General features: G+C 38.5%; 23 protein-coding genes. 4 read left to right on the top strand and 19 right to left on the bottom strand.

From position 1 onward, the window contains the following. Nucleotides 1–121 precede the first annotated feature (121 nt). The 3 genes from PCI70_RS01005 to PCI70_RS01015 all read right to left on the bottom strand — a co-directional run bounded on the left by PCI70_RS01005 (nucleotide 122) and on the right by PCI70_RS01015 (nucleotide 2,870). Nucleotides 122–1,444 carry a hemolysin family protein gene (locus PCI70_RS01005; RefSeq protein ID WP_269913490.1) on the bottom strand — a complete coding sequence of 441 codons (1,323 nt, stop codon included), beginning with the start codon at nucleotides 1,442–1,444 and terminating at the stop codon, nucleotides 122–124. A 30-nt stretch (nucleotides 1,445–1,474) separates the two neighbouring features. Then, nucleotides 1,475–2,434, bottom strand: coding sequence for a LysR family transcriptional regulator (locus PCI70_RS01010; protein ID WP_269913491.1), 960 nt, complete (start codon nucleotides 2,432–2,434; stop codon nucleotides 1,475–1,477). 85 nt (nucleotides 2,435–2,519) lie between these two features. After that, the gene (locus tag PCI70_RS01015; protein WP_269913492.1) at nucleotides 2,520–2,870 is read right to left on the bottom strand and encodes a hypothetical protein; all 351 of its coding nucleotides are present in this window, start codon (nucleotides 2,868–2,870) and stop codon (nucleotides 2,520–2,522) included. Between the two features lie 152 nt (nucleotides 2,871–3,022). On the opposite strand from PCI70_RS01015, the gene mnmG reads away from it, so the two are divergent. Beyond that, complete coding sequence (mnmG, locus tag PCI70_RS01020) at nucleotides 3,023–4,888, top strand: tRNA uridine-5-carboxymethylaminomethyl(34) synthesis enzyme MnmG (protein ID WP_269913493.1); 1,866 nt, start codon at nucleotides 3,023–3,025, stop codon at nucleotides 4,886–4,888. Nucleotides 4,889–4,902: 14 nt separating this feature from the next. On the opposite strand, the gene PCI70_RS01025 is transcribed toward mnmG, so the two are convergent. The 13 genes from PCI70_RS01025 to ppsA all read right to left on the bottom strand — a co-directional run bounded on the left by PCI70_RS01025 (nucleotide 4,903) and on the right by ppsA (nucleotide 17,933). Then, a complete protein-coding gene (locus PCI70_RS01025; RefSeq protein WP_269913494.1) occupies nucleotides 4,903–5,892 on the bottom strand; it encodes a helix-turn-helix transcriptional regulator in 990 nt (329 codons plus the stop codon). Beyond that, nucleotides 5,889–6,953, bottom strand: a complete 1,065-nt coding sequence (gene alr, locus PCI70_RS01030; protein WP_269913495.1) for an alanine racemase — start codon at nucleotides 6,951–6,953, stop codon at nucleotides 5,889–5,891. The genes PCI70_RS01025 and alr overlap by 4 nt, the downstream gene beginning before the upstream one ends. An 18-nt stretch (nucleotides 6,954–6,971) precedes the next feature. Continuing rightward, the gene (dnaB, locus tag PCI70_RS01035) at nucleotides 6,972–8,375 is read right to left on the bottom strand and encodes a replicative DNA helicase (protein ID WP_269913496.1); all 1,404 of its coding nucleotides are present in this window, start codon (nucleotides 8,373–8,375) and stop codon (nucleotides 6,972–6,974) included. An 83-nt stretch (nucleotides 8,376–8,458) separates the two neighbouring features. Further along, complete coding sequence (gene rplI, locus PCI70_RS01040) at nucleotides 8,459–8,905, bottom strand: 50S ribosomal protein L9 (RefSeq protein WP_269913497.1); 447 nt, start codon at nucleotides 8,903–8,905, stop codon at nucleotides 8,459–8,461. A gap of 8 nt (nucleotides 8,906–8,913) precedes the next feature. After that, nucleotides 8,914–9,141: a 30S ribosomal protein S18 gene (rpsR, locus tag PCI70_RS01045; RefSeq protein ID WP_087513862.1), complete on the bottom strand. Its 228-nt coding sequence runs from the start codon at nucleotides 9,139–9,141 to the stop codon at nucleotides 8,914–8,916. Between the two features lie 12 nt (nucleotides 9,142–9,153). Next, nucleotides 9,154–9,543, bottom strand: coding sequence for a 30S ribosomal protein S6 (rpsF, locus tag PCI70_RS01050; protein WP_269913498.1), 390 nt, complete (start codon nucleotides 9,541–9,543; stop codon nucleotides 9,154–9,156). Between the two features lie 154 nt (nucleotides 9,544–9,697). After that, entirely contained in the window at nucleotides 9,698–10,576 is an 879-nt protein-coding gene (gene cyoE / locus PCI70_RS01055; protein ID WP_269913499.1) for a heme o synthase, read from the bottom strand. Nucleotides 10,577–10,586: 10 nt separating this feature from the next. Then, nucleotides 10,587–10,904 (bottom strand): cytochrome o ubiquinol oxidase subunit IV, encoded by a 318-nt coding sequence (gene cyoD, locus PCI70_RS01060; protein WP_269913500.1) that lies wholly within the window; start codon nucleotides 10,902–10,904, stop codon nucleotides 10,587–10,589. After that, nucleotides 10,901–11,524, bottom strand: a complete 624-nt coding sequence (cyoC, locus tag PCI70_RS01065; RefSeq protein ID WP_269913501.1) for a cytochrome o ubiquinol oxidase subunit III — start codon at nucleotides 11,522–11,524, stop codon at nucleotides 10,901–10,903. The genes cyoD and cyoC overlap by 4 nt, the downstream gene beginning before the upstream one ends. 4 nt (nucleotides 11,525–11,528) lie before the next feature. After that, nucleotides 11,529–13,520 carry a cytochrome o ubiquinol oxidase subunit I gene (cyoB, locus tag PCI70_RS01070; protein WP_269913502.1) on the bottom strand — a complete coding sequence of 664 codons (1,992 nt, stop codon included), beginning with the start codon at nucleotides 13,518–13,520 and terminating at the stop codon, nucleotides 11,529–11,531. Between the two features lie 3 nt (nucleotides 13,521–13,523). Beyond that, entirely contained in the window at nucleotides 13,524–14,570 is a 1,047-nt protein-coding gene (cyoA, locus tag PCI70_RS01075; RefSeq protein WP_269913503.1) for a ubiquinol oxidase subunit II, read from the bottom strand. A 254-nt stretch (nucleotides 14,571–14,824) separates the two neighbouring features. Further along, nucleotides 14,825–15,520, bottom strand: coding sequence for an RDD family protein (locus PCI70_RS01080; RefSeq protein ID WP_269913504.1), 696 nt, complete (start codon nucleotides 15,518–15,520; stop codon nucleotides 14,825–14,827). 52 nt (nucleotides 15,521–15,572) lie between these two features. After that, on the bottom strand, nucleotides 15,573–17,933 hold the full coding sequence (gene ppsA / locus PCI70_RS01085) for a phosphoenolpyruvate synthase (protein WP_269913505.1): 2,361 nt from the start codon (nucleotides 17,931–17,933) through the stop codon (nucleotides 15,573–15,575). A gap of 94 nt (nucleotides 17,934–18,027) precedes the next feature. On the opposite strand from ppsA, the gene ppsR reads away from it, so the two are divergent. Beyond that, nucleotides 18,028–18,855, top strand: a complete 828-nt coding sequence (gene ppsR, locus PCI70_RS01090; RefSeq protein WP_442865124.1) for a posphoenolpyruvate synthetase regulatory kinase/phosphorylase PpsR — start codon at nucleotides 18,028–18,030, stop codon at nucleotides 18,853–18,855. On the opposite strand, the gene folE2 is transcribed toward ppsR, so the two are convergent. Genes folE2 through PCI70_RS01105 form a run of 3 tightly spaced genes read right to left on the bottom strand, consistent with a single transcriptional unit; the run spans nucleotide 18,835 to nucleotide 21,420 of the window. After that, entirely contained in the window at nucleotides 18,835–19,698 is an 864-nt protein-coding gene (folE2, locus tag PCI70_RS01095) for a GTP cyclohydrolase FolE2 (RefSeq protein ID WP_269913506.1), read from the bottom strand. The genes ppsR and folE2 overlap by 21 nt on opposite strands. Further along, nucleotides 19,695–20,801: a GTP-binding protein gene (locus tag PCI70_RS01100; RefSeq protein ID WP_442865136.1), complete on the bottom strand. Its 1,107-nt coding sequence runs from the start codon at nucleotides 20,799–20,801 to the stop codon at nucleotides 19,695–19,697. Before PCI70_RS01100 ends, folE2 begins: the two co-directional genes overlap by 4 nt. Nucleotides 20,802–20,817: 16 nt before the next feature. Beyond that, nucleotides 20,818–21,420, bottom strand: coding sequence for a D-Ala-D-Ala carboxypeptidase family metallohydrolase (locus PCI70_RS01105; RefSeq protein WP_269913508.1), 603 nt, complete (start codon nucleotides 21,418–21,420; stop codon nucleotides 20,818–20,820). A 115-nt stretch (nucleotides 21,421–21,535) separates the two neighbouring features. Between PCI70_RS01105 and prfA the strand changes: the two genes are divergently transcribed. Continuing rightward, complete coding sequence (gene prfA, locus PCI70_RS01110; protein WP_269913509.1) at nucleotides 21,536–22,624, top strand: peptide chain release factor 1; 1,089 nt, start codon at nucleotides 21,536–21,538, stop codon at nucleotides 22,622–22,624. Beyond that, nucleotides 22,624–23,436: a peptide chain release factor N(5)-glutamine methyltransferase gene (gene prmC / locus PCI70_RS01115; protein WP_269913510.1), complete on the top strand. Its 813-nt coding sequence runs from the start codon at nucleotides 22,624–22,626 to the stop codon at nucleotides 23,434–23,436. Before prfA ends, prmC begins: the two co-directional genes overlap by 1 nt. The last annotated feature ends 35 nt before the right edge of the window (nucleotides 23,437–23,471 follow it).

A 23,471-nucleotide genomic window follows, 5' to 3' on the forward strand; every position in this document is an offset into this window, starting at 1 on the left:
TTTACCAATCAATAATTTTTAATTATGCTATTTCCCCATTAAGGAGAAATAGCATGAATGAATTTAATAACTTATCAGAAGACGAAATTGAGGTATTGTATCAATTACAGCAACAATGGCATTAATCTTCTGATGATATAAGTGTTTCGGTCAGTTCAAGTGTACGAGTTACAAGCAGTTGATCAATCTTATAATGGTCTACGTCTACAACTTCAAATTTAAAGTTTTCAAACTCAACTACATCAGCAGGACGAGGCACTTTACGTAATTTGTACATAATAAAACCTGCAACAGTTTCGTAGTGACCATCATCTGGCATGTCATCAATATCTAGTGCATGTTTTAAGTCTTCAATAGGCGTACTACCATCAATTAACCATGAGTTATTATCACGTTTAATAATTTGTTGTTCTTCTTCAATTGGTGTTACCCAATCGCCCATTACCGTAATCATAATATCGCTAATGGTAATAACACCAACTACCCATGCATACTCATTGATAACAACGGCAAATTTTTCTTTTGTAGATCTAAAGCGGTCTAAAAGTTCAGACAGGGTAAGCGTATCAGGTACAGTGAGTACCGTACGAATTGTAGATTCATTTAATTGATTAATAGATTGATTATTTAAAATACGCACAAGAATATCTTTTGCGTCAACATAACCAATGACTTGATCTATCGTTTCATTACACACCAAAAACTTAGAAAATGGATATTCTGCAAGTTTTTGACGAATACTGTCTTCGGATTCTGTAAGCGTAAAAAATACAATATTTTCACGTGTGGTCATACTTGAAGGAACTGTACGTTCTTCAAGTTCAAATACGTTTTCAATAAAGTGATGTTCTTGTTTTTGTAATACACCTGCTTGCGCACCTGCTTCCATAACAGCAGAAATATCATCAAACGTGATATTGTCATCACGAATCGTATTTACTTTAAATAGTCTAAATAATAAGTTTGCAATTGCATTAATTAACCAAGAAAGCGGTTTACAAATTTTGATGTAAATTTGAATTGGATTAACTACAGCAACTGCAATTTTTTCAGGTGCAATCATTGCCAAGCGTTTTGGCATTAGATCGGCAAATAAAATAAATAATGAGGTAACTAAAGTAAACGAAAGTCCAAAAGAAATATTTTCACTCCATGGACCATGGTAAAAATTATCTAAAAGATTTAAAAACATGGGTCTAAATGCAGGTTCACCAATAATACCACCTAAGATGGCAACTGCATTTAAACCAATTTGAGAAGCGGCAAAGAAATCTGCCGAGTGTTCTTGAATATCAAGAACTTTTTGCGCGCGATCATCACCAGATTCGGCAAGAATTTTTAACTTAACTTTACGTGCGCCCGCTAAGGCGATTTCGGTTAGTGCTAAAAAACCTGCACCTACAATCAAAATAATAATCACGAGGATATTTTGAAACAGACTCACAGGGCACCTGTTGTTTTTTGTAAAAGTGTATCATTTGCTTCTATTTTCTTCATCCACAATTTGGCGTGCAACATACAAAATGAGTTGTCGTAACCAGCGGTGTGCAGGATGATGGTGCAGAAGTGGACACCATGCCATTTTTAGTTCAATTTCTGGAATATAAAAAGGAGGATCTTTAATCACAAGATCTTCACTTTCTGCTTGTAAGCGAGCAATACGTGTGGGTAGGGTTGCAACTAAGTCAACATTACGTGCAAGTAAAGCAGGCATTTGGTAATGACGAGTAAAGATTGAAATATTTCGTTTCTGACCAATGCGCTCTAAAGCCTGATCAATCCAACCTAAACCTGTTTGTTTTTCTGGGTTAACACCAAAGCCAATTCCCATTCCTGTTTTGGATACCCAAATGTGATCGGCATCTAAATAGTTTTTAAGATTTAAATTATCAACATGGGGGTGATTTTGATTGACTAAACAAGAAAAACTGTCACGCCAAACAAGGACTTGGTGAAAGCTTTGTGGAATTTCGTTAAAACGATTAATTGCAAGATCAACTTTACCTTGCTCCATATCACGATATGATACATCACTTGGGGTAAGAAAGTCTAAAACCACATGCGGTGCTTCAGCACGTAGGGCTTTAATGAGTCGAGGTACAAGCGTGGCTTCGGCATAATCAGATGTCATAATACGAAATACGCGCTTACTTGTATAAGGTCTAAACTCAGTACGTGGCTCTAAAATCATAGAAAGATCAGACAGAGCATCACGAATACGTGGTTGAAGTTCCAAAGCGCGTTCGGTTGGTGTCATACCTTCTGATGAGCGAATGAGTAAAGGATCGTTAAATAGGTTTCTTAAACGCCTGAGAATATTACTCATGGCAGGTTGTGTAATACCTAATTGTTCTGCGGCGCGTGTTACATTTTTTTCTCGTAATAAAACATCCAAGTAAATGAGTAAGTTAAGGTCAACGCGCTCCAAATTCATACTGTATCAATCAACATCAAATTGATCAAATTATGCCAATAAATCAAAAAAATAGCCATAGGTTAAACTATGGCTATGTGTTTTATTAAGCTTGTGGGCGAGGTGGTGCAAAAGCCACGGCACACTTACCTTTATAAGCTTGCCCATTTACTGTTACAGATGTTGCAGTTGGATCAGACTTACAAATACTATTTAATTCTGGCTCATCACCATGTAGGCTCATTGCTTTAGTGGGTACAAACTGTGTTTGGCATGTACCGTTCCATAACACACCATGTGCAGCATAAGATACAGGCGTACCATCTGTTTTACCCTTACATTTTTGGACAATTGTGGTTGGGCTATACCATGCAGGGCCTTCGCTTGGTGCGGCATGCGCCACACCGGTTAGTCCTAAACCTAAGCCTACACACAACGCGAATACTTTATTTTTCATTTTCTTCGTTCCTTAATTGTTATCTGCATTTTTAGTATAGGAATAAACTCTTCTTTTTTTTATAGACGTTTAGTAAAAGAATGTGTGGTTTTATGTAATTTGCATTTTATTTGATATAATACTGCGTCTTTTTTAAAGCTCTGACACAAATTATGCATTATCCTAAAGTTTACGATGTTATCGTTATTGGTGGTGGTCACGCAGGTACAGAAGCAGCGCTGGCAGCAGCACGTATGGGGCGACAAACGCTACTGCTAACTCATAATATTGAGACTTTAGGGCAGATGAGCTGTAACCCTGCAATTGGTGGGATTGGTAAATCTCATTTAGTACGTGAAATTGATGCGCTTGGCGGTGCAATGGCGCTTGCAGCTGATAAAGGTGGTATTCAATTCCGTATTTTAAATTCGCGTAAGGGGGCAGCTGTACGTGCAACACGTGCACAAGCAGACCGTGTTCTTTATAAGGCAGCCATTCGTGAGACTTTAGAAAATCAAGCCAATTTAGATATTTTTCAACAAGCCGCGGATGACCTTATTGTAGAAGGCGATACTGTAAAAGGTGTTGTGACACAAATGGGCATTCGTTTTGATGCCAAAACAGTTGTACTCACCACAGGTACATTTTTAGGTGGTGTTATCCATATTGGTTTACAAAATTCAAGTGGTGGTCGTGCAGGTGATCCGCCGTCAATTGCACTTGCATCGCGTTTACGTGAGCTTAATTTACCCGTAGGTCGTCTAAAAACAGGTACACCTCCACGTATTGATGCGCGTACAGTCGATTTTTCTGTGATGACAGCACAACCTGGGGATTTTCCATCGCCAACCATGTCATTTATGGGGGATGCATCAATGCATCCTGAGCAAGTGAACTGTTACATCACGCATACAAGCGAAAAAACACACGAAATTATTCGCCGTGGTTTAGATCGCTCTCCGATGTATACAGGGGTTATTGAAGGTGTTGGACCACGTTACTGTCCATCTATTGAAGATAAAATTCATCGTTTTGCAGATAAAGATTCACATCAAGTGTTTATTGAGCCTGAAGGTTTGACGACACATGAGCTTTATCCAAATGGTATTTCAACATCGCTACCTTTTGATGTGCAGTTTGATTTGGTACGCTCAATTCGTGGCATGGAAAACGCGCATATTTTACGTCCTGGTTATGCAATTGAGTACGACTATTTTAATCCACAAGCTTTAAAGTTTACCTTAGAAACCAAAGCCATTCAAAACTTGTATTTTGCAGGGCAAATTAATGGTACAACAGGTTATGAAGAGGCAGGAGCTCAAGGTTTACTTGCAGGTTTAAATGCTGCACGCCGTGCTTGGGAACAAGAAGAGTGGACGCCAAAACGTAATCAGGCATACATGGGTGTACTAGTTGATGACCTTATTACGTTAGGTACAAAAGAACCGTATCGTATGTTTACTTCACGTGCAGAATATCGTTTGATGTTACGAGAAGATAATGCCGATCAGCGTTTAACTGAAGTAGGACGTGAGCTTGGGTTAGTAGATGACACGCGTTGGGCGGCATATTGCGAAAAAATGGAAGCTGTAGAAACAGAAACAGCACGTTTACAGCATCTTTGGGCAGCACCAAATAATCCAATGGGTAAAAAGTTTGTTGAACTCACAGGTGCAGATTTAAGTAAAGAGTGTAATGCAATTGACTTACTTAAGCGTCCTAACATTAATTTCTCTCAAATTGCGACACTAACAGACTCAGAAGTATCTGAACAAGTGGGTGAGCAAATTGAAATTGCAGTGAAATATGCAGGTTATATTAACCGTCAGCAAGAAGAAGTATTACAGTTAAAACGTTTGGAGGAAACAAAAATTCCAACTAACTTTAACTATGATATTGTTTCAGGTTTATCGCGTGAAATTACGCAAAAACTAAAAACAGTATTGCCTGAAACACTTGCACAAGCGAGCCGTATTCCGGGTGTAACACCTGCGGCTGTACAGTTAATTATGATTACTATACGTAAAACCAAGAAATAAAAAAAAGCCTGCTTCTAGCAGGCTTTTTCATAGACTTCATTTGCTACTTCTTGCGGTTCTATATGTAGAATTTTCTTCCCAAAACTACGTAGCCACCAAACAAGTTGCGAAGTAAAAGGTACGGTTGCGCTTACTTCAATAATATTATCTTCAAGTAATTGAATATTTTGGTCTTTACTCAGTTGTGTTTCATAAAATGTTTGAGCCGTATTTTCAGACATGGTAAGTTTTAGAATTACATTTTGAGTGGGTGTATTGTAATCCACTCTAAAACCTAATGCACCTGAGTCTATATAGGTATCTAAATCAAAGTTTGTAGGATGCACCACATGCGTATCTAGTAATGTGGCTGATTGAAAACGGTGCAAGGCAAACGTTTGTAAATCTGTTTTATCATGGCGTGTACAAACCAAATAAATAACAGGACCTTTTTGAACTAAAGCCAGTGGGTTCAAAGTATAGTGCTTATCATCTTGGTTGTTACGTGTACGATAAATACAGTCAATTTGTTGATCTTGTAAAAGTGCTTCGTAAATAACTTGCTGTGCTTCTTTATTGAGTATAGGTGGAATAAGTGGCTGTGTGGCAGGTACCATTCTTACTCGATTAATCCATTGCTTAACGTTATTTTGATTTGCAAGACTATGACGTGCTAAATCAAACCATGGATTCATTTCTTCTAATAAACTTGGTGGAAGCAAGTGCTTCAGGTGTTCTTCAACCATCATAAAAGTAACGGCTTGCGAGCTTGTCATATTTGGTAAGCTCTGAATAGGTGCATCTGCTTTCCATCGCCAACCTTGTGGTACTTCTTCATTTTTTTCTATAGGAAAGCGTTCGCTGAGTTGATTTAGGTCACGTTGAATAGTGCGTAAACTTACTTTGATACCTTCACGTTCTAAAGCATCTTTAAGCTGACGTGTGCCTGTCCACTTGCCTGTAGTGAGTTTAGATAGAATTTGCCATTGGCGGTAAAGGCTATTTGATGTTTCTTGTATATTCATATGCGGTGAGGTCTTGTTGTTAGGCGGCATAAGAGTTCATAGCCAATCGTACCATTGGCAATAGCAACATCATCAACCAAACGGTGTTTGCCCCAAAGCTCAACTTTATCGCCAATAGAAGTTGGTAAATCAGTCACATCAATTGCCATCATATCCATACTAACGCGTCCAATTAAAGGAGCAAGCGTTCCATTTATATAAACATAATTCTGTTGTTGATAAGCTCTTGGATAACCATCACCGTATCCAACACCAATAACTGCAATTTTCATTGCATGAGGAGCAATAAAACTTGAGCCATAGCCAACTTTTTCACCTGCCTGTATGGTATTTAAAGCAATCACTTCTGCTGAAAAATCCATAACAGGTGTAAGCTCTAGTTCATTAACAGTATGATCTGCAAAAGGACTTGCTCCATACAACATAACGCCTGGTCTTACATAATCAAAATGAAGATCTTGCCACTTAAAAAGTGCTGCAGAATTACAACAAGACGCCAAGATCGGCGAACATTGCTCTTTAATATCTAAAAATAGTTTTTGTTGCTGTTGGTTTAAATCATGTTCTGTATCTGCATTTGCAAAGTGCATTGTTAAAATACAGGTAAAACCAAAAGATTTTAATTCTCTGATGATAGACACAATTTCATTAGGTTTAAAGCCTAAGCGATTCATACCACTATTTAATTTTACCCAAACTTTTAAATTTTTCTTTTTGTAAGATGTATGATGTTTTTTAATCCATTCAACTTGCGTTTGATGATGTACTAAACATTCACAGTTATATTCAATGGCACTTACGAGTTCCGCTTCGTCAAAAACACCTTCAATCAATGTAATATCTTGAGTGTAGCCTAATTTTCTAATTTGAATGGCTTCATCTAAACATGCCACACCAAATGCGTCTGTTTCAGATAGAGCACTTAAACATGCTTTAATATCATGCCCATATGCATTAGCTTTTACCATGCTGACGACTTTGGAATGTGGGGCAAGTGATTTAACACGATTAAAATTTTTTTTAAGTGCTTGTTTGTCAATGGTAATCGTTGCTTGCCGCACGGTTTACTCCTTTAAATTTTATTCATCATCATCAAATTGGTTGTAATATTCAGGAGATAAATTACTAAAACGTGTATATTGTCCTTCAAAGGCAAGACGTACAGTACCAATCGGACCATTACGCTGTTTACCAATTACAATTTCAGCTGTTCCTGCTTCTTTAGACTCTTTGTTATACACCTCATCACGATAAATGAACATAATTAAATCGGCATCTTGCTCGATTGCCCCAGATTCACGTAAGTCTGACATGACAGGGCGTTTATTTGGACGATTTTCTAGGCTTCGATTAAGCTGAGACAGTGCAATGACAGGACAGTTCATTTCTTTAGCTAATGCTTTTAAACTCCGTGAAATTTCTGAGATTTCACCAACACGGTTATCTCCCATACCTGGTACTTTCATTAACTGTAAGTAATCGACCATAATACAGCCAAGTTTTCCCCCATGTTGTTTCGCTATCCGTCGTGCACGTGCACGTAACTCTGTGGGTGGTAAAGCAGAGGAGTCATCAATATATAATGACTTTTCTTGGAGTTGTAAGATAGTACCTGTGACTTTAGACCACTCATCACTGTCTAATTTTCCAGAACGTAAATGCCCTTGATGGACTTTACCATAAGAAGAAATAAGACGCATTGCAATAGAGTCTGCTGGCATTTCCATAGAGTAGACAAGTGCTGGCAGATCTGAGTTAAACAGTACGCTTTCAACAAGATTCATTGCAAAAGTAGTCTTACCCATAGATGGACGTGCAGCAACAATAATTAAATCACCTGCTTGCATACCTGAGGTTTTATTATCTAGTTCAATAAACCCAGTCGATAAACCTGTAATGTTACCTTCTAATTGTGAGAGTTCACTGAGTTTATTAAATACATCTGAAACAACTGCTGTGATTGGTTTAGGTCCTACATTTTTTTTATTGTTATTATGTTGTTCTGCAATAGCAAAAATATTGGTTTCGGCTAAATCCAAAAGTTCGGAAACGTTACGACCTTTTGTATCATATGCATTGCTTAAAATTTCACTGCTAGCTTTGATCATACTGCGTAATGTTGCAAATTCACGAATTTTAGTTGCATAAGTTTCTAAGTTATAAAAACTTGCAGGCGAATCCGACATTAACTGCATCAGATAGTCTTCGCCACCTATTGCCTCAATGAGGTTTTGGGTAATGAGCCAATCGTGTACTAAAACTGCATCATAAGGGGAGTTTTCTTGTGCTAGTTTTTCAATTGCTCTATAGATATATTTATGACGTGTTGCGTAAAAGTCATCTTCACTTAAGATATCACCGACTTGTTCAAAAGATTCAGCTACAGTCATAAGGGCTGCTAAAACAGCTTGTTCAATTGCTAAATTATGAGGGGGAGTACGGAATCCAGCTTCTTTAGCATCAGATGAAACTGTGGCAGACATAAATAACCTTGGTAGTTGAGTTTGCGATATTTTAATGCAAAAAAAGAGCATGCAAAAGCATGCTCTTTTTTTTTGCTAAAGAATTACTCAGAAACGATTGTTACGAGTACTTCAGCAACAACATCATGGTGCAATTGAATTGCGATGTTGAATTCACCAGTGTGACGAAGCGCACCGTTAGGTAAACGAACTTCAGCACGATCAACGTTTAAGCCAGCATTTGTTAATGCATCAGCGATATCACGAGTACCGATAGAACCGAATAATTTACCTTCATCACCAGCTTTCGCTGTGATTACGATATTTACTTCGTTTAATTGGTCTGCACGTGCTTGAGCAGAAGCTAATACTTCAGCTTCTTGCTTTTCAAGTTCTGCACGACGAGCTTCAAAAGCTGCAGTGTTTGCTTCAGTTGCAGCAACTGCTTTACCCTGAGGGATCAAGAAGTTACGACCGTAACCAGCTTTAACTGAAACTTTATCGCCTAGTTTACCAAGGTTTTTAATGCGTTGTAATAAGATAACGTCCACAGCTCACCTCACTTATGGTTGTCAGTGTACGGAATCAAAGCCAAGAAACGAGCTTGTTTAATTGCAAGCGCTAATTGACGTTGATAGCGTGCTTTAGTACCAGTGATACGGCTAGGAACGATTTTGCCGTTTTCAGTGATGTACTGCTTTAAAGTATCGATATCTTTGTAGTCGATGTATGTAACGTTCTCAGCTGTAAAGCGGCAGAACTTGCGACGACGGTAAAAACGTGCCATTGATAGTTCTCCTTAAGCTTCAGCAGATTCTTGAGTTGCTTGTTGTGCTTCTTCACGTTGAGCTTTACGCGCACGTTTTTCTTCAGCACTTTTAGCAAGTAAAGATTCGTCAGTAATTGCATCTTCACGACGGATGATAAGGTTACGAATAATTGCATCGTTATAACGGAACAATTCTTCTAACTCATCAAGCGTAGTTTGACCACATTCAACATTCATTAAAATGTAGTGCGCTTTGTGAATTTTGTTGATTGGGTAAGCCAATTGGCGACGGCCCCAATCTTCTAAACGGTGAATTTGACCTTCAGCTTCTTTGATGTGAGAGATATAGCGTTCAACCATACCTACCACTTGATCGCTTTGGTCAGGATGTACCAAAAGTACGATTTCGTAGTGACGCATTGTCAGCTCCTTACGGTTTGGACAGCTTTTAATAATTTAAAAGCAAGGAGTCACAATAAATTTATTGTGCCGCAAATTGCGGAAGCTTGGATTATACATTTTTTTGAATGTAAAGCAAGGTAAAAAATAGAGTGGAAAGCCACTCTATCTTAAATTAAAAAATTGGTAGATGAGGTGCAGGAGAGTGGTAACTAAAGCTTAAACTTAAACTAAGTGCGGTAATTAAAATTACAGAATACAAAAAGTAGCGCTTTGCCCAAGCATGGTTATCTTCTGCTTTGAAACCAATGATAGAGAGATAGATCCAATAACCACATAAAGTGTTAAAGGTCACTAAAAAGAAGATATTTGTATAGTTAAAACAATATAATCCATTTAGAACAGCAGTAAAAAGAAGAACATAAATTAAAGATTCTACTTTTGTTCTAAAGATTGTGCGTGCTACAGGTAAAATTGGAATACCTGCTTGTTTATAGTCATTGAAACGGTAGATTGCAATTCCCCATGAATGTGGCATTTGCCATAAACCATACGCAAGAAATACAAGCAATGCTGCAACATCAAATTCATTACTTACAGCTGTATAGCCAATAACGGGTGGACAAGCTCCAGAAATACTACCAATTACGGTTTGATGTATAGAAGTGCGTTTAGACCAAAGACTATAAAAGAACACATAGACAATAAAGCCAAGAACTGCAAAGCTAACTGCATATAGATTGACTAAAAACCACAACATACTGATCCCTATAATCCCTAAAATAAAGGAATAGATAAGAGCAATAGTAGGAGTGATGGTTTTTTTAACTAAAGCGCGATTTTGTGTGCGCTCCATTTTGTGATCTATATCTTGATCAATGAAGTTGTTGACAACACAACCTGAAGCAACAACAAGTGTTGTTCCTACAAGCGTGTAGAGTAAAAGCAGGATATCTATATTGCCTTGGGCGGCTAAGAAAAAACCGCCCAAAGTGGTAACAAAGTTACCAAAGAGTATCCCTGGTTTTGTCAGGAATATATACTTTTTCAGCATGACAACCAGTTTAGATCATCATGTTGAAGTGTAAGTAATTCATTACCCATACAGAACCAATCAATAAAATTGAAATGGTTAAAATTGTATAAGTAAAGGCAATGACATTCCAACGTTGTTCTTCTGATGAATTCATGTGCAAGAAAAAGATTAATTGTACAAGAACTTGAACAAGCGCAGTAATACCAATAACGCTAAGAAGCATTTCACGGCTAAAACCACCAGTCATTACCATTCCAAAAGGAATAACAGTCAAGATGATAGATAGAATAAAACCGATTGTATATTGCTTCATACTGCCATGTGCGGCTTCAGAATGATGACTCATGAGATAGCTCCCATTAAGTAAACAACGCTAAATACACAAATCCATACGATATCTAGGAAATGCCAAAATAAACTTAAGCATGCTAGACGGCGTGTATTTGCTAATGTCAGACCATTTTTCTTGATTTGGCACATTAAAACGATCATCCAAACAAGACCTGAAGTCACATGGATACCGTGTGTACCAACTAAAGTAAAGAATGCAGACAAAAATGCACTATGACTTGGACCATGACCTTCATGCACTAGGTGCATAAATTCATTAATTTCCATACCAATAAAGGTTGCACCAAATAACCAGGTAATCATTAACCAAGTCATTACACCTTTTACGTTATTTTTATAACGTGCAAGAACTGCAAAGCCAAACGTTACAGAAGAAATCAAAAGTGCAAAGGTTTCGATTAAAACGTAATTTAAAGATTCGCTAAACATTTCATGCGGGCTTGGTGTACCTGCAGGAATATGATTTTGTAAGACAACATACGCAATGAAGAGTGTACCGAACAAAATCAAGTCACTCATCAAGTATGTCCAAAAACCAAAGACAGTGATATCTGTATCATCATGGTGATGATGATCATCGTGTCCGTGGTTTTCGTGATGAAGTACTTCAGCCATAGTCTTAGTCCTTCTTCAAGTGTTTTTCAAGGAGGGCAAAGCGTTCATTTTCGATACGCTCAACTTCAGCTGCAGGTACATAGTAGTCAACTTTTTTCGTATATGAACTACGAATGAAAGTAATGATTGTCGCTGCAAATGATGCGATAACCAATATCCACATGTGCCATACCAATGCAAAGCCCATTACTGTGATAAACATGGCAAGCATGAAACCAGCAGCACGGTTTGTTGGCATATGAATATCTTCATATTTTGTTGGCTTGATGTATGCAACACCATTTTCTTTATCTAACCAAAAACGGTCGATGTGTTCGCCATCTGGTAAGTAAGCAAAATTATAAAATGGTGCAGGTGAAGAAGTCGCCCATTCAAATGTACGGCCATCCCATGCATCGCCTGTGTAATCCATGTTGTTCTTACGTTGTAAGAAACCAACAACAATTTGCATCACAAAACAGAAAATACCAATTGCAACCATAACAGCACCAACCATTGCAATTGCAATGTACGGATCCCATTCTGGGTTGTCATATGTATTCAAACGACGAGTCATACCCATGAAACCAAGGATATAAAGTGGCATGAATGCAAAGTAGAAACCTAAGAACCAGAACCAAAAAGATGCTTTACCCCATGCTTCATTGAGTTTCCAACCAAACATTTTTGGCCACCAAAACACAATTGCAGCAAATAGAGCAAATACAACACCACCAATAATTACGTTATGGAAGTGAGCAATTAAAAATAATGAGTTATGTACTAAGAAGTCCGCAGGCGGAACTGCCATAAGTACACCTGTTAAACCACCAATACCAAATGTTACAAGGAAGCCTAGTGTCCAAAGCATTGGAGACGTAAACGTAATGCGTCCTTTGTACATTGTGAAAAGCCACGAGAACATTTTCACACCAGTTGGAATTGCAATGATCATGGTCATCACACCAAAGAACGCGTTGACGTTTGCACCCGCACCCATTGTAAAGAAGTGATGTAACCATACAATTAAAGAAAGTACAGCAATTGCAACGGTTGCATAAACCATTGTTTTGTATCCAAAGAGTGCCTTACGTGAGAACGTAGGTACTACTTCAGAGTAAACACCAAATGCAGGTAATACAAGAATATATACTTCTGGGTGACCCCATGTCCAAATCAAGTTTACATACAGCATTGGGCTACCGCCAAGCTCGTTTGTAAAGAAGTGGAAACCAAAGTAACGATCAAGTGTTAGCATTGCAAGCGTTGCAGTTAACACAGGGAATGTCGCAACTACAAGTACAGCAAACATTAATGCTGTCCATGTGAAAATTGGCATATCCATGAGTTTCATGCCAGGTGCGCGCATTTTGATAATGGTTACAAAGAAGTTAACCGCAGTTAACAATGTACCAAGACCTGAAATCTGTAATGACCAGATATAGTAATCAACACCAACGCCAGGAGAATACTGAATACCAGATAGAGGCGGATAAGCCATCCAACCAGTTGCAGCAAATTCACCTAAAACAAGTGATGCCATTACAAGACCAGCTGCACCAGCAAATGCCCAAAAACTAAATGAGTTTAGTAATGGGAATGCAACGTCACGTGCACCAATTTGTAATGGTGTAACAACGTTAATTAAGCCAGCAACAAGACCCATTGCAACGAAGAAGATCATAATAACACCGTGTGCGGTGAAGATCTGATCGTAATGGTCTGGATGTAAATACCCTTCGCCGCCGCCACGAGCTAAAAAGAGTTGTAAGCGCATCATGAATGCATCTGCGAAGCCACGTAGTAACATGACAACAGAGACTAAAATATACATGATACCAATTTTTTTATGGTCAACAGATGTAAACCATTCTTTCCAAAGGTAACCCCACTTTTTAAAGTAAGTTACCCCGACAAGAACAGCAAGTACACCAATTGCCATGATTGCCATTGTTACAAGAACAATTGGCTCTTTAGGGATGGCACCCCATCCAAGTTTACCTAATAGCATATCCATGAATTATTCCCCTGCAGCAACTTCTTGTTGCATATGTGCGTGAGAAGAAGCAGCTTTGTCTGCACCATGGTAATTGCTCATGTATTTATCAATAACATGTTTGAACAATTCAGGTTGTACTGAAGCATAGTAAGTAACAGGCGTTGGCTTGTGAGGGTATGAACCCAAACGCTTCTCTTCTTCAGCTCGTGCTTTTTCTTCAGGAGTTTTTGCATCTTCTAGCATTGCTTCGATTTGGTGTTCAGAACGTTCACCATCACGTAAAGCTTGAAGTGTTGCATAATCAAGAGCATCTTTTTGAACTGCATCTGCGTTTTCTTCAGTGCCTTTACCAGCTTTTACATTTGAAACCCATTTATCAAAATCAGGTTGGGTAACGCTGTGTGCTTTAAAGCGCATTTGAGAGAAGCCATAGCCGCTGTAGTTCGAAGAGAAACCACGATAAACACCTGGGTCGTTTGCTAAAGCGTGTAAATGCGTTTGCATGCCTGCCATTGCATAAATCTGACCAGCTAACTGAGGAATGAAGAATGAGTTCATTGTAAAGTCAGACGTGATATGAAAATGCACTGGTGTTTTTTCGGGGAAACGGATTTCGTTTACAGTTGCAATTTCTTGCTCAGGGTAAATGAAGACCCATTTATACGGCTCTGCAATAACTTGAATATCAACAGGTTTTTTGTTTGATTCCACATCTAAAGGGCGATATGGGTCGTATTGGTGAGAACCCCAGTACGCAATCCAAGCTAAAATAGCAATAATAATGATAGGTACACCCCAAACTACAACTTCAATTGCAGTTGAATGTGCCCATGTTGGTTTATAGTCTGCATCTTTATTTGACGCGCGATATTTCCAACCAAACCATAATGCCATAATGATAGATGGAATAACTACCAATAGCATTAAGTAGATCGCAGTCATCATGAGGTCACTTAGACCTTGAGCAACTGGACCTTTCGAGTTTAGAAGTACTAAATCACCACCGCACCCAGTAAGAAGTGCAGAAATCGCAGATAAAGACAATACAGCCAATATTGTTTGTCTCATTTTACAACCTCGGTGAAGAGCCCCAATTGATGGGGATAGCGATTTTAGTGACTGATGTTTCAAAAACATGTGGCACCGCTAATTTGTAAGCCATTATGCCTTATATTGATGTGTGAAGCTACATAAAGAAACGTTAAAAAATAAGAATATAAATCCAACTTTTAATGTTGGATTTATATTTAAAAAATTGAAAAAATGTTTTTTTTCATTATGTTAATGTTTTTTTGTTTATATACATAACAACATTTTATTGTCTATTTTTTAGCTTTTTTGATCACGATTGTCGTGGCAAGTTTATCGTGCAGTGCTTGTTTTTTAGCACTTAATGCGAAAACATAGTCAATAATTGTGATAATTGGAAAAAATAGCATATTTAAAATAATAAAAACAATGCTACGTAATAAGAAAACACGGGTTAGAGGAACAGGCTCATAAGTGTTTGCATCTACAATTTGAATACCTACCAATCGTTTACCAATACTTTGTCCTATTTTGCTTAGCAAGATGGCTTGAATAGCCAACATAATAAGCGCGTAAATTGCCATAGCTTGCCATGCCTGTGGGGAAACTAGACTCATCACTTGTGCTTGCATATCGGCTGTAATTGTTTTGGACTGTAAAGCAAGGAGTTGTTGCTTTGCTTGGGATGTCATAAAAAATGATGGCATTGCAAAAATAGGTAGCCAAAGAAGTAAATCTAATAACTTTGCAAGTGTCCGTTGCAGAATCGTTGCAAACGTTGGTAATTTAGGTTGTGGGCGCTTTGCTGTACCGTAGGGATTATAAAAAAGCTGTCCATGAGTGAGTTCACCCAATGGCTTCCAATGTTGCATTCCTTGATGCCAAACAAGGTCTGTAAGAAGGACTTGCTGGTTAGCAAGCATATTGTTGAGTTGTTCTAAAGAATAAGGACCCGCTTGCTCATTATTACGAGCCAAATAAATTTGCATAATATCTCAAAAGAAAAAAAAGACCTACGAATAGGTCTTTTTTAACATGTTTTTAGTTAGCAAGGAAGAACCAAGTATCTAACACTGAATCTGGATTGAGCGAAACCGACTCAATTCCTTGTTCCATTAACCATTTTGCAAGATCTGGATGGTCTGATGGTCCTTGACCACAAATACCGACATATTTACCTGCACGACGACATGCTTGAATTGCAAGTTCAAGAAGTGCTTTAACAGCAGGATCACGCTCATCAAACAATTGTGAAACAATGCCAGAATCTCGGTCTAGACCAAGCGTTAATTGCGTTAAGTCGTTAGAACCAATAGAGAAACCATCAAAATGTTCTAAGAATTGATCTGCTAAAAGTGCATTGGTTGGCAATTCGCACATCATGATGACTTTAAGACCATTTTCACCACGTTTTAAACCATTTTCTTCTAATAGTTCAATAACGCGTTTTGCTTCTGCAACGGTACGTACAAATGGGATCATGATTTGGATATTGGTTAGACCCATTTCATCACGTGCTTTTTTCAATGCACGACATTCAAGTTCGAAGCAGTCACGGAAGTTTTCAGACACGTAGCGACTTGCACCACGGAAACCAAGCATTGGGTTTTCTTCTTCAGGTTCGTACAACTTACCGCCAATTAAATTTGCATATTCGTTTGACTTAAAGTCAGACATACGCACAATCACAGGCTTATCTGCAAATGCAGAGGCAAGGGTTGAAATACCTTCTACTAATTTTTCTACATAAAACTCAACAGGAGAAGTATAACCTGCAGTACGTGCCATAACGGCTGCACGGGTTTCACGTGGTAGGCTGTCAATATTGAGAAGTGCTTTTGGATGCACACCAATCATACGGTTAATAATAAACTCTAAACGTGCTAAACCAATCCCTGCATTTGGAATTTGTGCAAAGTCAAATGCACGGTCAGGGTTACCTACGTTCATCATAATTTTGAACGGTAAATCTGGCATAGACTCAATTGAGTTACGCTGAATTTCAAAATCAAGTAAACCTTGGTAGATAAAGCCTGTATCACCTTCTGCACAAGAAACAGTCACTTCTTGTCCATCAGTTAGAAGCTCTGTTGCATTGCCACAACCAACAATAGCAGGTACGCCTAGCTCACGCGCAATAATAGCAGCATGGCATGTACGACCACCACGGTTAGTCACAATTGCCGCAGCACGTTTCATTACAGGTTCCCAATCAGGATCTGTCATATCTGAAACAAGTACGTCACCATTTTGTACTTTGTCCATATCTTTAATAGACGTTACGATACGAACTTTACCAGAACCGATACGTTGACCAATTGAACGACCTTCAGCAAGTACTTCTGCTTTTTCTTTAAGTAGGTAGCGTTCCATTGTACTGACGTTTTGACGGCTTTTTACCGTTTCTGGGCGTGCTTGCACAATGTAGATTTGACCATCATCACCATCTTTTGCCCACTCAATATCCATTGGTGCGCCATAGTGTTGTTCGATAATGAGAGCTTGTTTTGCAAGTTCATGAAGTTCTGCATCGCTCAGTGCAAATTGTTGACGATCTTGTTTCTCAACATCGACTACAACCACAGATTTACCTGCTGCAGCTTCTTCACCATAAATCATTTTTTGATGCTTCGAGCCTAAGTTACGGCGTACAACAGCATGTTTTTCATTTTTTAGAAGTGGTTTAGATAAATAAAACTCATCAGGGTTAACTGCGCCCTGTACCACCATTTCACCTAGACCGTACGATGCTGTAATAAAGACAACGTCACGGAAACCTGATTCTGTGTCAAGTGTAAACATGACACCTGCAGCACCTGTTTCTGAGCGCACCATACGCTGAATACCTGCTGACAATGCAACAAGTTTATGATCAAACCCTTGGTGTACACGGTAGGCAATTGCACGGTCGTTAAATAATGATGCAAATACTTCTTTAATTGCGATCAGAACGTTATCAATACCACGGATATTCAAGAAAGTTTCTTGCTGTCCTGCAAAAGAAGCATCTGGTAAATCTTCTGCCGTTGCAGATGAACGTACTGCTACAGCAATGTCAGCATTGTCTTTTGCTAATTCTGCAAATGCTTCGCGCACTTCAGCTTCTAGCGTTTGGGTGAGTGGAGTATCCACAATCCATTGACGGATTTTTGAACCTGTTTCTGCTAAAGCATTCACGTCGTCAACATCAAGCTGATCAAGTTCTGCTTGAATTTTTGCATTTAGTCCGCTTTGTTCAAGAAATTCACGATATGCAGCAGCAGTTGTGGCAAAACCACCAGGAACAGAAACTCCTGCATTAGATAGGTGGCTGATCATTTCCCCTAAAGATGAGTTCTTCCCACCTACTAGTTCAACGTCATGTTTCCCTAACTTTTCTAGACCAATTACGCGCGCTTCCAATGTAGTCTCTCCACTCTAAGATTGGCTATCTGCTCAAAGATGGGTTTACTATAATGAATATAGAGGCTTAAAACAAACATTTGAGGAGATTTTAGTGACCAAACTTAAAAGAAGTGTATTTTTTATTTCAGATGGAACGGCAATTACTGCAGAGACGCTAGGTCATTCTTTATTAGCACAATTTCCAAATGTCGAGTTTGATGTGCGTATTATTCCTTATATTGCAAGTGAAGAAGCTGCAACTCATGTTGTAGAAGAAATTAACCGTTGTGGACAGACAGATGATGGTTTGCCACTGGTATTTGATACGTTAGTTGATCCACATGTAAGAGATATTATTAATACAGCGAATGCAGTGAACCTAGATGTTTTTGAGGGATTAATTAGTAAGCTAGAGCAAGAGTTAGGTACTAAGCCGACAACACTTGTAGGGCAAACTCATGCTGTTACGGATACTGAGTACTATAAAGACCGTATAGATGCCGTTCATTTTGCGTTAGATAATGATGATGGTGCACGAACTCGCCATTATGATAAAGCGGATATTATTTTGATTGGAGTATCGCGTTCTGGTAAAACACCAACGTCAATTTATTTATCGCTACAGTTTGGTATTCGTGTTGCAAACTATCCATTGACTGAAGAAGATTTAGACGATAACCGTTTACCGCAAGTGCTGAGACCACATAAACAAAAACTATTCGGTTTGATGATTGATGCAGAGCGTTTGGTTGCCATTCGTACAGAACGTAAAGCGGGTAGTCGCTATGCAAGTTATAGTCAGTGTCAAAAAGAGTTACGTGCAGTAGAGGCAATTTATATTTCAGAAGGCATTCCATACTTAAATGTGTCGGAGATGTCTATTGAAGAGATCTCGACACGTGTGTTGCAAATGACAGGATTAAAACGCCGTATTAGCTGAGTAAGCCACTGCATTATGCGAGTGTAAGCTTTCTAAGTGATTGACTTTGACTTGCCAATGTGCGTAATGCTTTGATAAAACCTCGCTAAGACGTCGTGTAGCATCTTCAACAAACATTAAGTTTTCGCCGTTAAGTTGAGCAAAGGCTTGTTCATCTGTTCGTTTAACGGCAGTTTGTGTGGGGGTTTTAAGTGCATGTTCTATATGATCAATTAAACCCATTATGTCAAAGTGTTGCGTTTGTATAGCAAGGGTGGCAATACTACGTTGGCTATGCGGAGTGGCACTTGAAGCATGTTCTGTTAGCCAATTTGCAACATCAACACAAGCGACTTGTGTTTGTTTGTGTTGTTGTAAAAATTTTTGACTAATAAGTTGTCTTGCAAGTGCGGCAGAGCATGGGCAAGTAGATGAATACTCAACATCAACTTGATAATCTAAGGAAAATGTTTGTTGAACTTTTTGTACCGTAATTTTGACAGGGTAAGTTTTCCAACCTGTTAAGGCTAGATCGGTCAGTGCAGGACGCTCGACGGGAAGTTCAAAATAAATTTCAATTTTTGCAGCATTGGTTTGGCAGCTTATATGACTATCAATTAGCTCATTCAAACTATGTTCTAATCGTTCGGTGGTAATGTTTTTAATAGAATTACATATACGATATAAACGAGACATATGAATGCCTTTAGTTTGCGTACAGGGCAAGTTCACATAGACATTTATTTTTGCTGTAACAAGGGTATCATCTATATAAAGTGGTAGAGCAATATTTTCCATTCCAACCCAAGACAATGTACTACTTTTACTTACTGTTTGTTCTGAACATATATCGGGAAGGCTCATTGTAGGGCCTCAAATGGATTATCAAATGCTGTTGAAGGAAGATTAATTTCTTGATCTGTGAGTAAACACATATCAAGTTGTTGGGTAATTTGTGATTGATTCATTTCAATCCCAATCATAACTAATTCTTGCTGTGCTGTTTCCCAATAACCTGCCATACCATGGCGTGCAATGGCACCTGCTTGAGACCAAGACCATGCAACAGTTGGATCGCTTGCAAGCCAAAAAAAACCTTTTGAACGGACAACACCTTTCCATTCGGTGTTCACGTAATTAAAAAATCGCTGTGGGTGAAAAGGACGGGACGCACGATATACAAAGCTACTGATATTGTATTCTTTTGTTTCGGGAATATGTTCACCACGTAATTCTTTAAGCCAACCAGGTGCTTGTGAAGCTTGTTCAAAATCAAATCGTTGAGTATTTAATATTTGGTTTAAATCGACCTCACCAAAACGAGAAATAATGATGTGTGCACGTGGATTGAAGGTTTTAAGTAATGCAAATAGGCGTTGTTTTTCTGACTCGGAGATTAAATCAATTTTATTTAAGACAATGACATCACAAAATTCGATTTGTTCAATTAATAAATCAACAACCCCTCGATTATCTTGTTCACCTAACGATTCTCCTCGATCTTGCAACATATCGTAAGAGGCATAGTCTTTTAAAAAATTAAACCCATCAACCACGGTAACCATGGTATCAAGTTGTGCAAAGTCATTGAGTTTGACGCCGTTTTCATCTTCAAAGGTAAATGTTTCTGCAACAGGTAATGGTTCGGAAATCCCTGTAGATTCAATCACAATTTGATCAAATTTACCTTGATCGGCAAGCTGTTTAATCTCAATGAGTAAGTCTTCTCTTAGTGTGCAACAAATACACCCATTACTCATTTCGACCATTTTTTCATTGGTACGTGTCACCATTTTGGCATCAATATTGACCTCAGACATATCATTGACAATCACGGCAATTTTGCGTTGTTCACGGTGATTTAAAATATGATTGAGTAAGGTTGTTTTACCTGCGCCTAAAAATCCAGATAACACCGTAACAGGTAGCTTCACCACATTTACTCCAATAAATAAATATAATGTTATAACATAACAAATTTATTTACCAATATTTTTTAGAGCACATCGATGACGGAGCTTTATGATTTGCGCCCCAAGTACGATAGCCTTGTGTATCAATATGAATTTGCCCTGTTGGATAAACGCCTAAACCCATATTGTATTGCTGACCATATTTTTTCCAAAAGTGGCATAACTTAACTTTAGTGGTATAAATTTTTGCTCGATCTAGTAATGTTGGATTTTCTTTTCCAATTCTAAAATCAATTGCGGCATTAGTTACATGGCTCGACATTCTTGCACCGCCTGCACAACGGTTTAAAAAAGGTGAACGGTAGCTTGAGGTCACTTCAACAGCAGGAATAACGCGTTGTAATTTGAGTTGTTGCATCAGTTTGTAGGTTGGAATGGCATTTTTCCAAACCGATTTATGAGGCACATCAAATTCGGTGTAGTGACAACGTTGCCAATCCCGTGCAGAGCGAAGCATTTGAGCATCGGGTGCAGGAAATTGAGTGTTATTTTGTTTTAAAAACGCTTTATATTGATTAACACGGGTTTGATTGCTTTTTAACCATACATCATAAGATGAAGCATAAGCACAAGAACAGATGAGTCCAAATAGGGTAAAAATTCGAATAAGCATAATTGTGGTAAAGTAAAAAAGCTAAAGATGTTATAATATAACAGTGAGGATGCAACCTACTTTATGTAACGGCTTATGCTAAAATGATGGGTAATTATTAGTTTGAGATTAAAAAATGAAAGAATCGTTACGTTTACGATTAGATCAGCTATGTGATCGCCATGAAGAATTAACCGCATTATTGGCAGATATCGAGGTGATCTCTGATAACAAGCGTTTTCGTAAGTTGTCACTTGAACATAATGATTTAACAGAAATTACAGATGTATGGAAAAGCTATACACAGGCTGAAGAAGACATTCAGACCGCAGAAGTGATGCTAAGCGATGCTGATTTTAAAGAAATGGCGCAAGAAGAAATTAAAGAGAATAAAGCGTTAATAGAACAGTTAGAAGATAAACTTAACATTTTAATGATTCCAAAAGATCCAAATGATGCCAATGCTGCTTACTTAGAAGTTCGTGCAGGTACAGGTGGAGATGAAGCTGCGATTTTTTCGGGTGATTTATTTAGAATGTATAGTAAATATGCTGAAACACAAGGATGGCGTGTTGAAATTCTTTCTGAAAATGAAGGTGAGCATGGGGGCTATAAAGAAGTCATTTGCCGTATTAATGGCGAAGGCGTTTATGGTCGCTTAAAATTTGAAAGTGGTGCGCATCGTGTGCAACGTGTACCTGCAACTGAATCGCAAGGGCGTGTACATACATCAGCATGTACTGTTGCAATTTTACCTGAGGTCGATGTAGATACAACAGTTGAAATTAATGCATCTGATTTACGTATTGATACGTACCGTGCATCGGGCGCGGGTGGTCAGCATATTAACAAAACTGACTCAGCTGTGCGTATTACTCACTTACCAACAGGTGTGGTGGTTGAGTGTCAAGATGAGCGTTCACAGCATAAAAACAAAGCTAAAGCGTTGGCACTACTTGCATCACGTTTAGAAAATGCAAAACGCCAAGCGCAAGAAAATGCAACGTCCGAGATGCGCCGTGATTTAGTCGGTTCGGGTGATCGTTCAGAACGTATTCGTACTTATAACTATCCGCAAGGTCGCATGACTGACCACCGTATTAACTTAACTTTATATAAGTTAGATGCAGTGATGGAAGGGGATTTGACAGAACTGCTTGATAGCTTGCATCGTGAATACCAAGCAGATCAGCTTGCGTTACTTGCACAGGAAAATGGCGGTTAATGAACGTTGCAGAAGCACTTCAGTATTGGGGTGAAGCAGATAGCTACGAACGTCAAGAATCTTTATGGTTGCTTGAGCACTTACTAGGTTGTTCTGTTCTTGAGCTAAAATTTAAGACAAAGCAATCTTTAACAGCAGAGCAAGAATGTTTGTTTTTAGATGGGCTTAATCGTTTAAAGAACAACGAACCGTTGGCTTATATTACAGGTTCACAGCCATTTTGGACGTTAGATCTTAAAGTCACCACCGATACATTGGTGCCACGACCCGATACCGAAATTTTAGTTGAGACAGTACTTGGTTTACCACTTGGTGACATCTCAATGCTTGATTTAGGTACGGGAACAGGCGCAATTGCATTGGCACTTGCAAGTGAGCGACCAAATTGGCAAGTTCTTGCAACAGATATTTATGAGCCAACTTTGCAGGTGGCTCAATTTAATGCCCAAAAACATGGTTTAACACAGGTAATGTTCGCTTGTAGTGCATGGTTTAGTCAACTTGATGCGCAAAAGTTTGACTTGATTGTGTCAAATCCGCCGTATATAGATCCTATTGATGATCATTTAAGTCATTTGGTCACAGAGCCACAACGTGCTTTAACCAGTGACGATAATGGTTTGGCAGATATTAAAGAGATTATTACTCAAAGCCCAAATTGGTTAAAATCACAGGGGTGGTTAGTACTTGAGCATGGTTATGATCAAGGGTTGCAAGTTCAAGCATTACTAACCAAAGTAGGATTTTCAAAAGTTAAAACTATACAAGATTATGGAAAAAATGACCGAGTAACTTTAGGGCAGTTAAATTAAGTTGATGTATCAGTTGGTGTTTCTGTTATACTTTT

Origin of the sequence: Acinetobacter sp. HY1485, from assembly GCF_027568475.1 — a bacterium.
In the GTDB taxonomy this organism is placed as follows: domain Bacteria; phylum Pseudomonadota; class Gammaproteobacteria; order Pseudomonadales; family Moraxellaceae; genus Acinetobacter.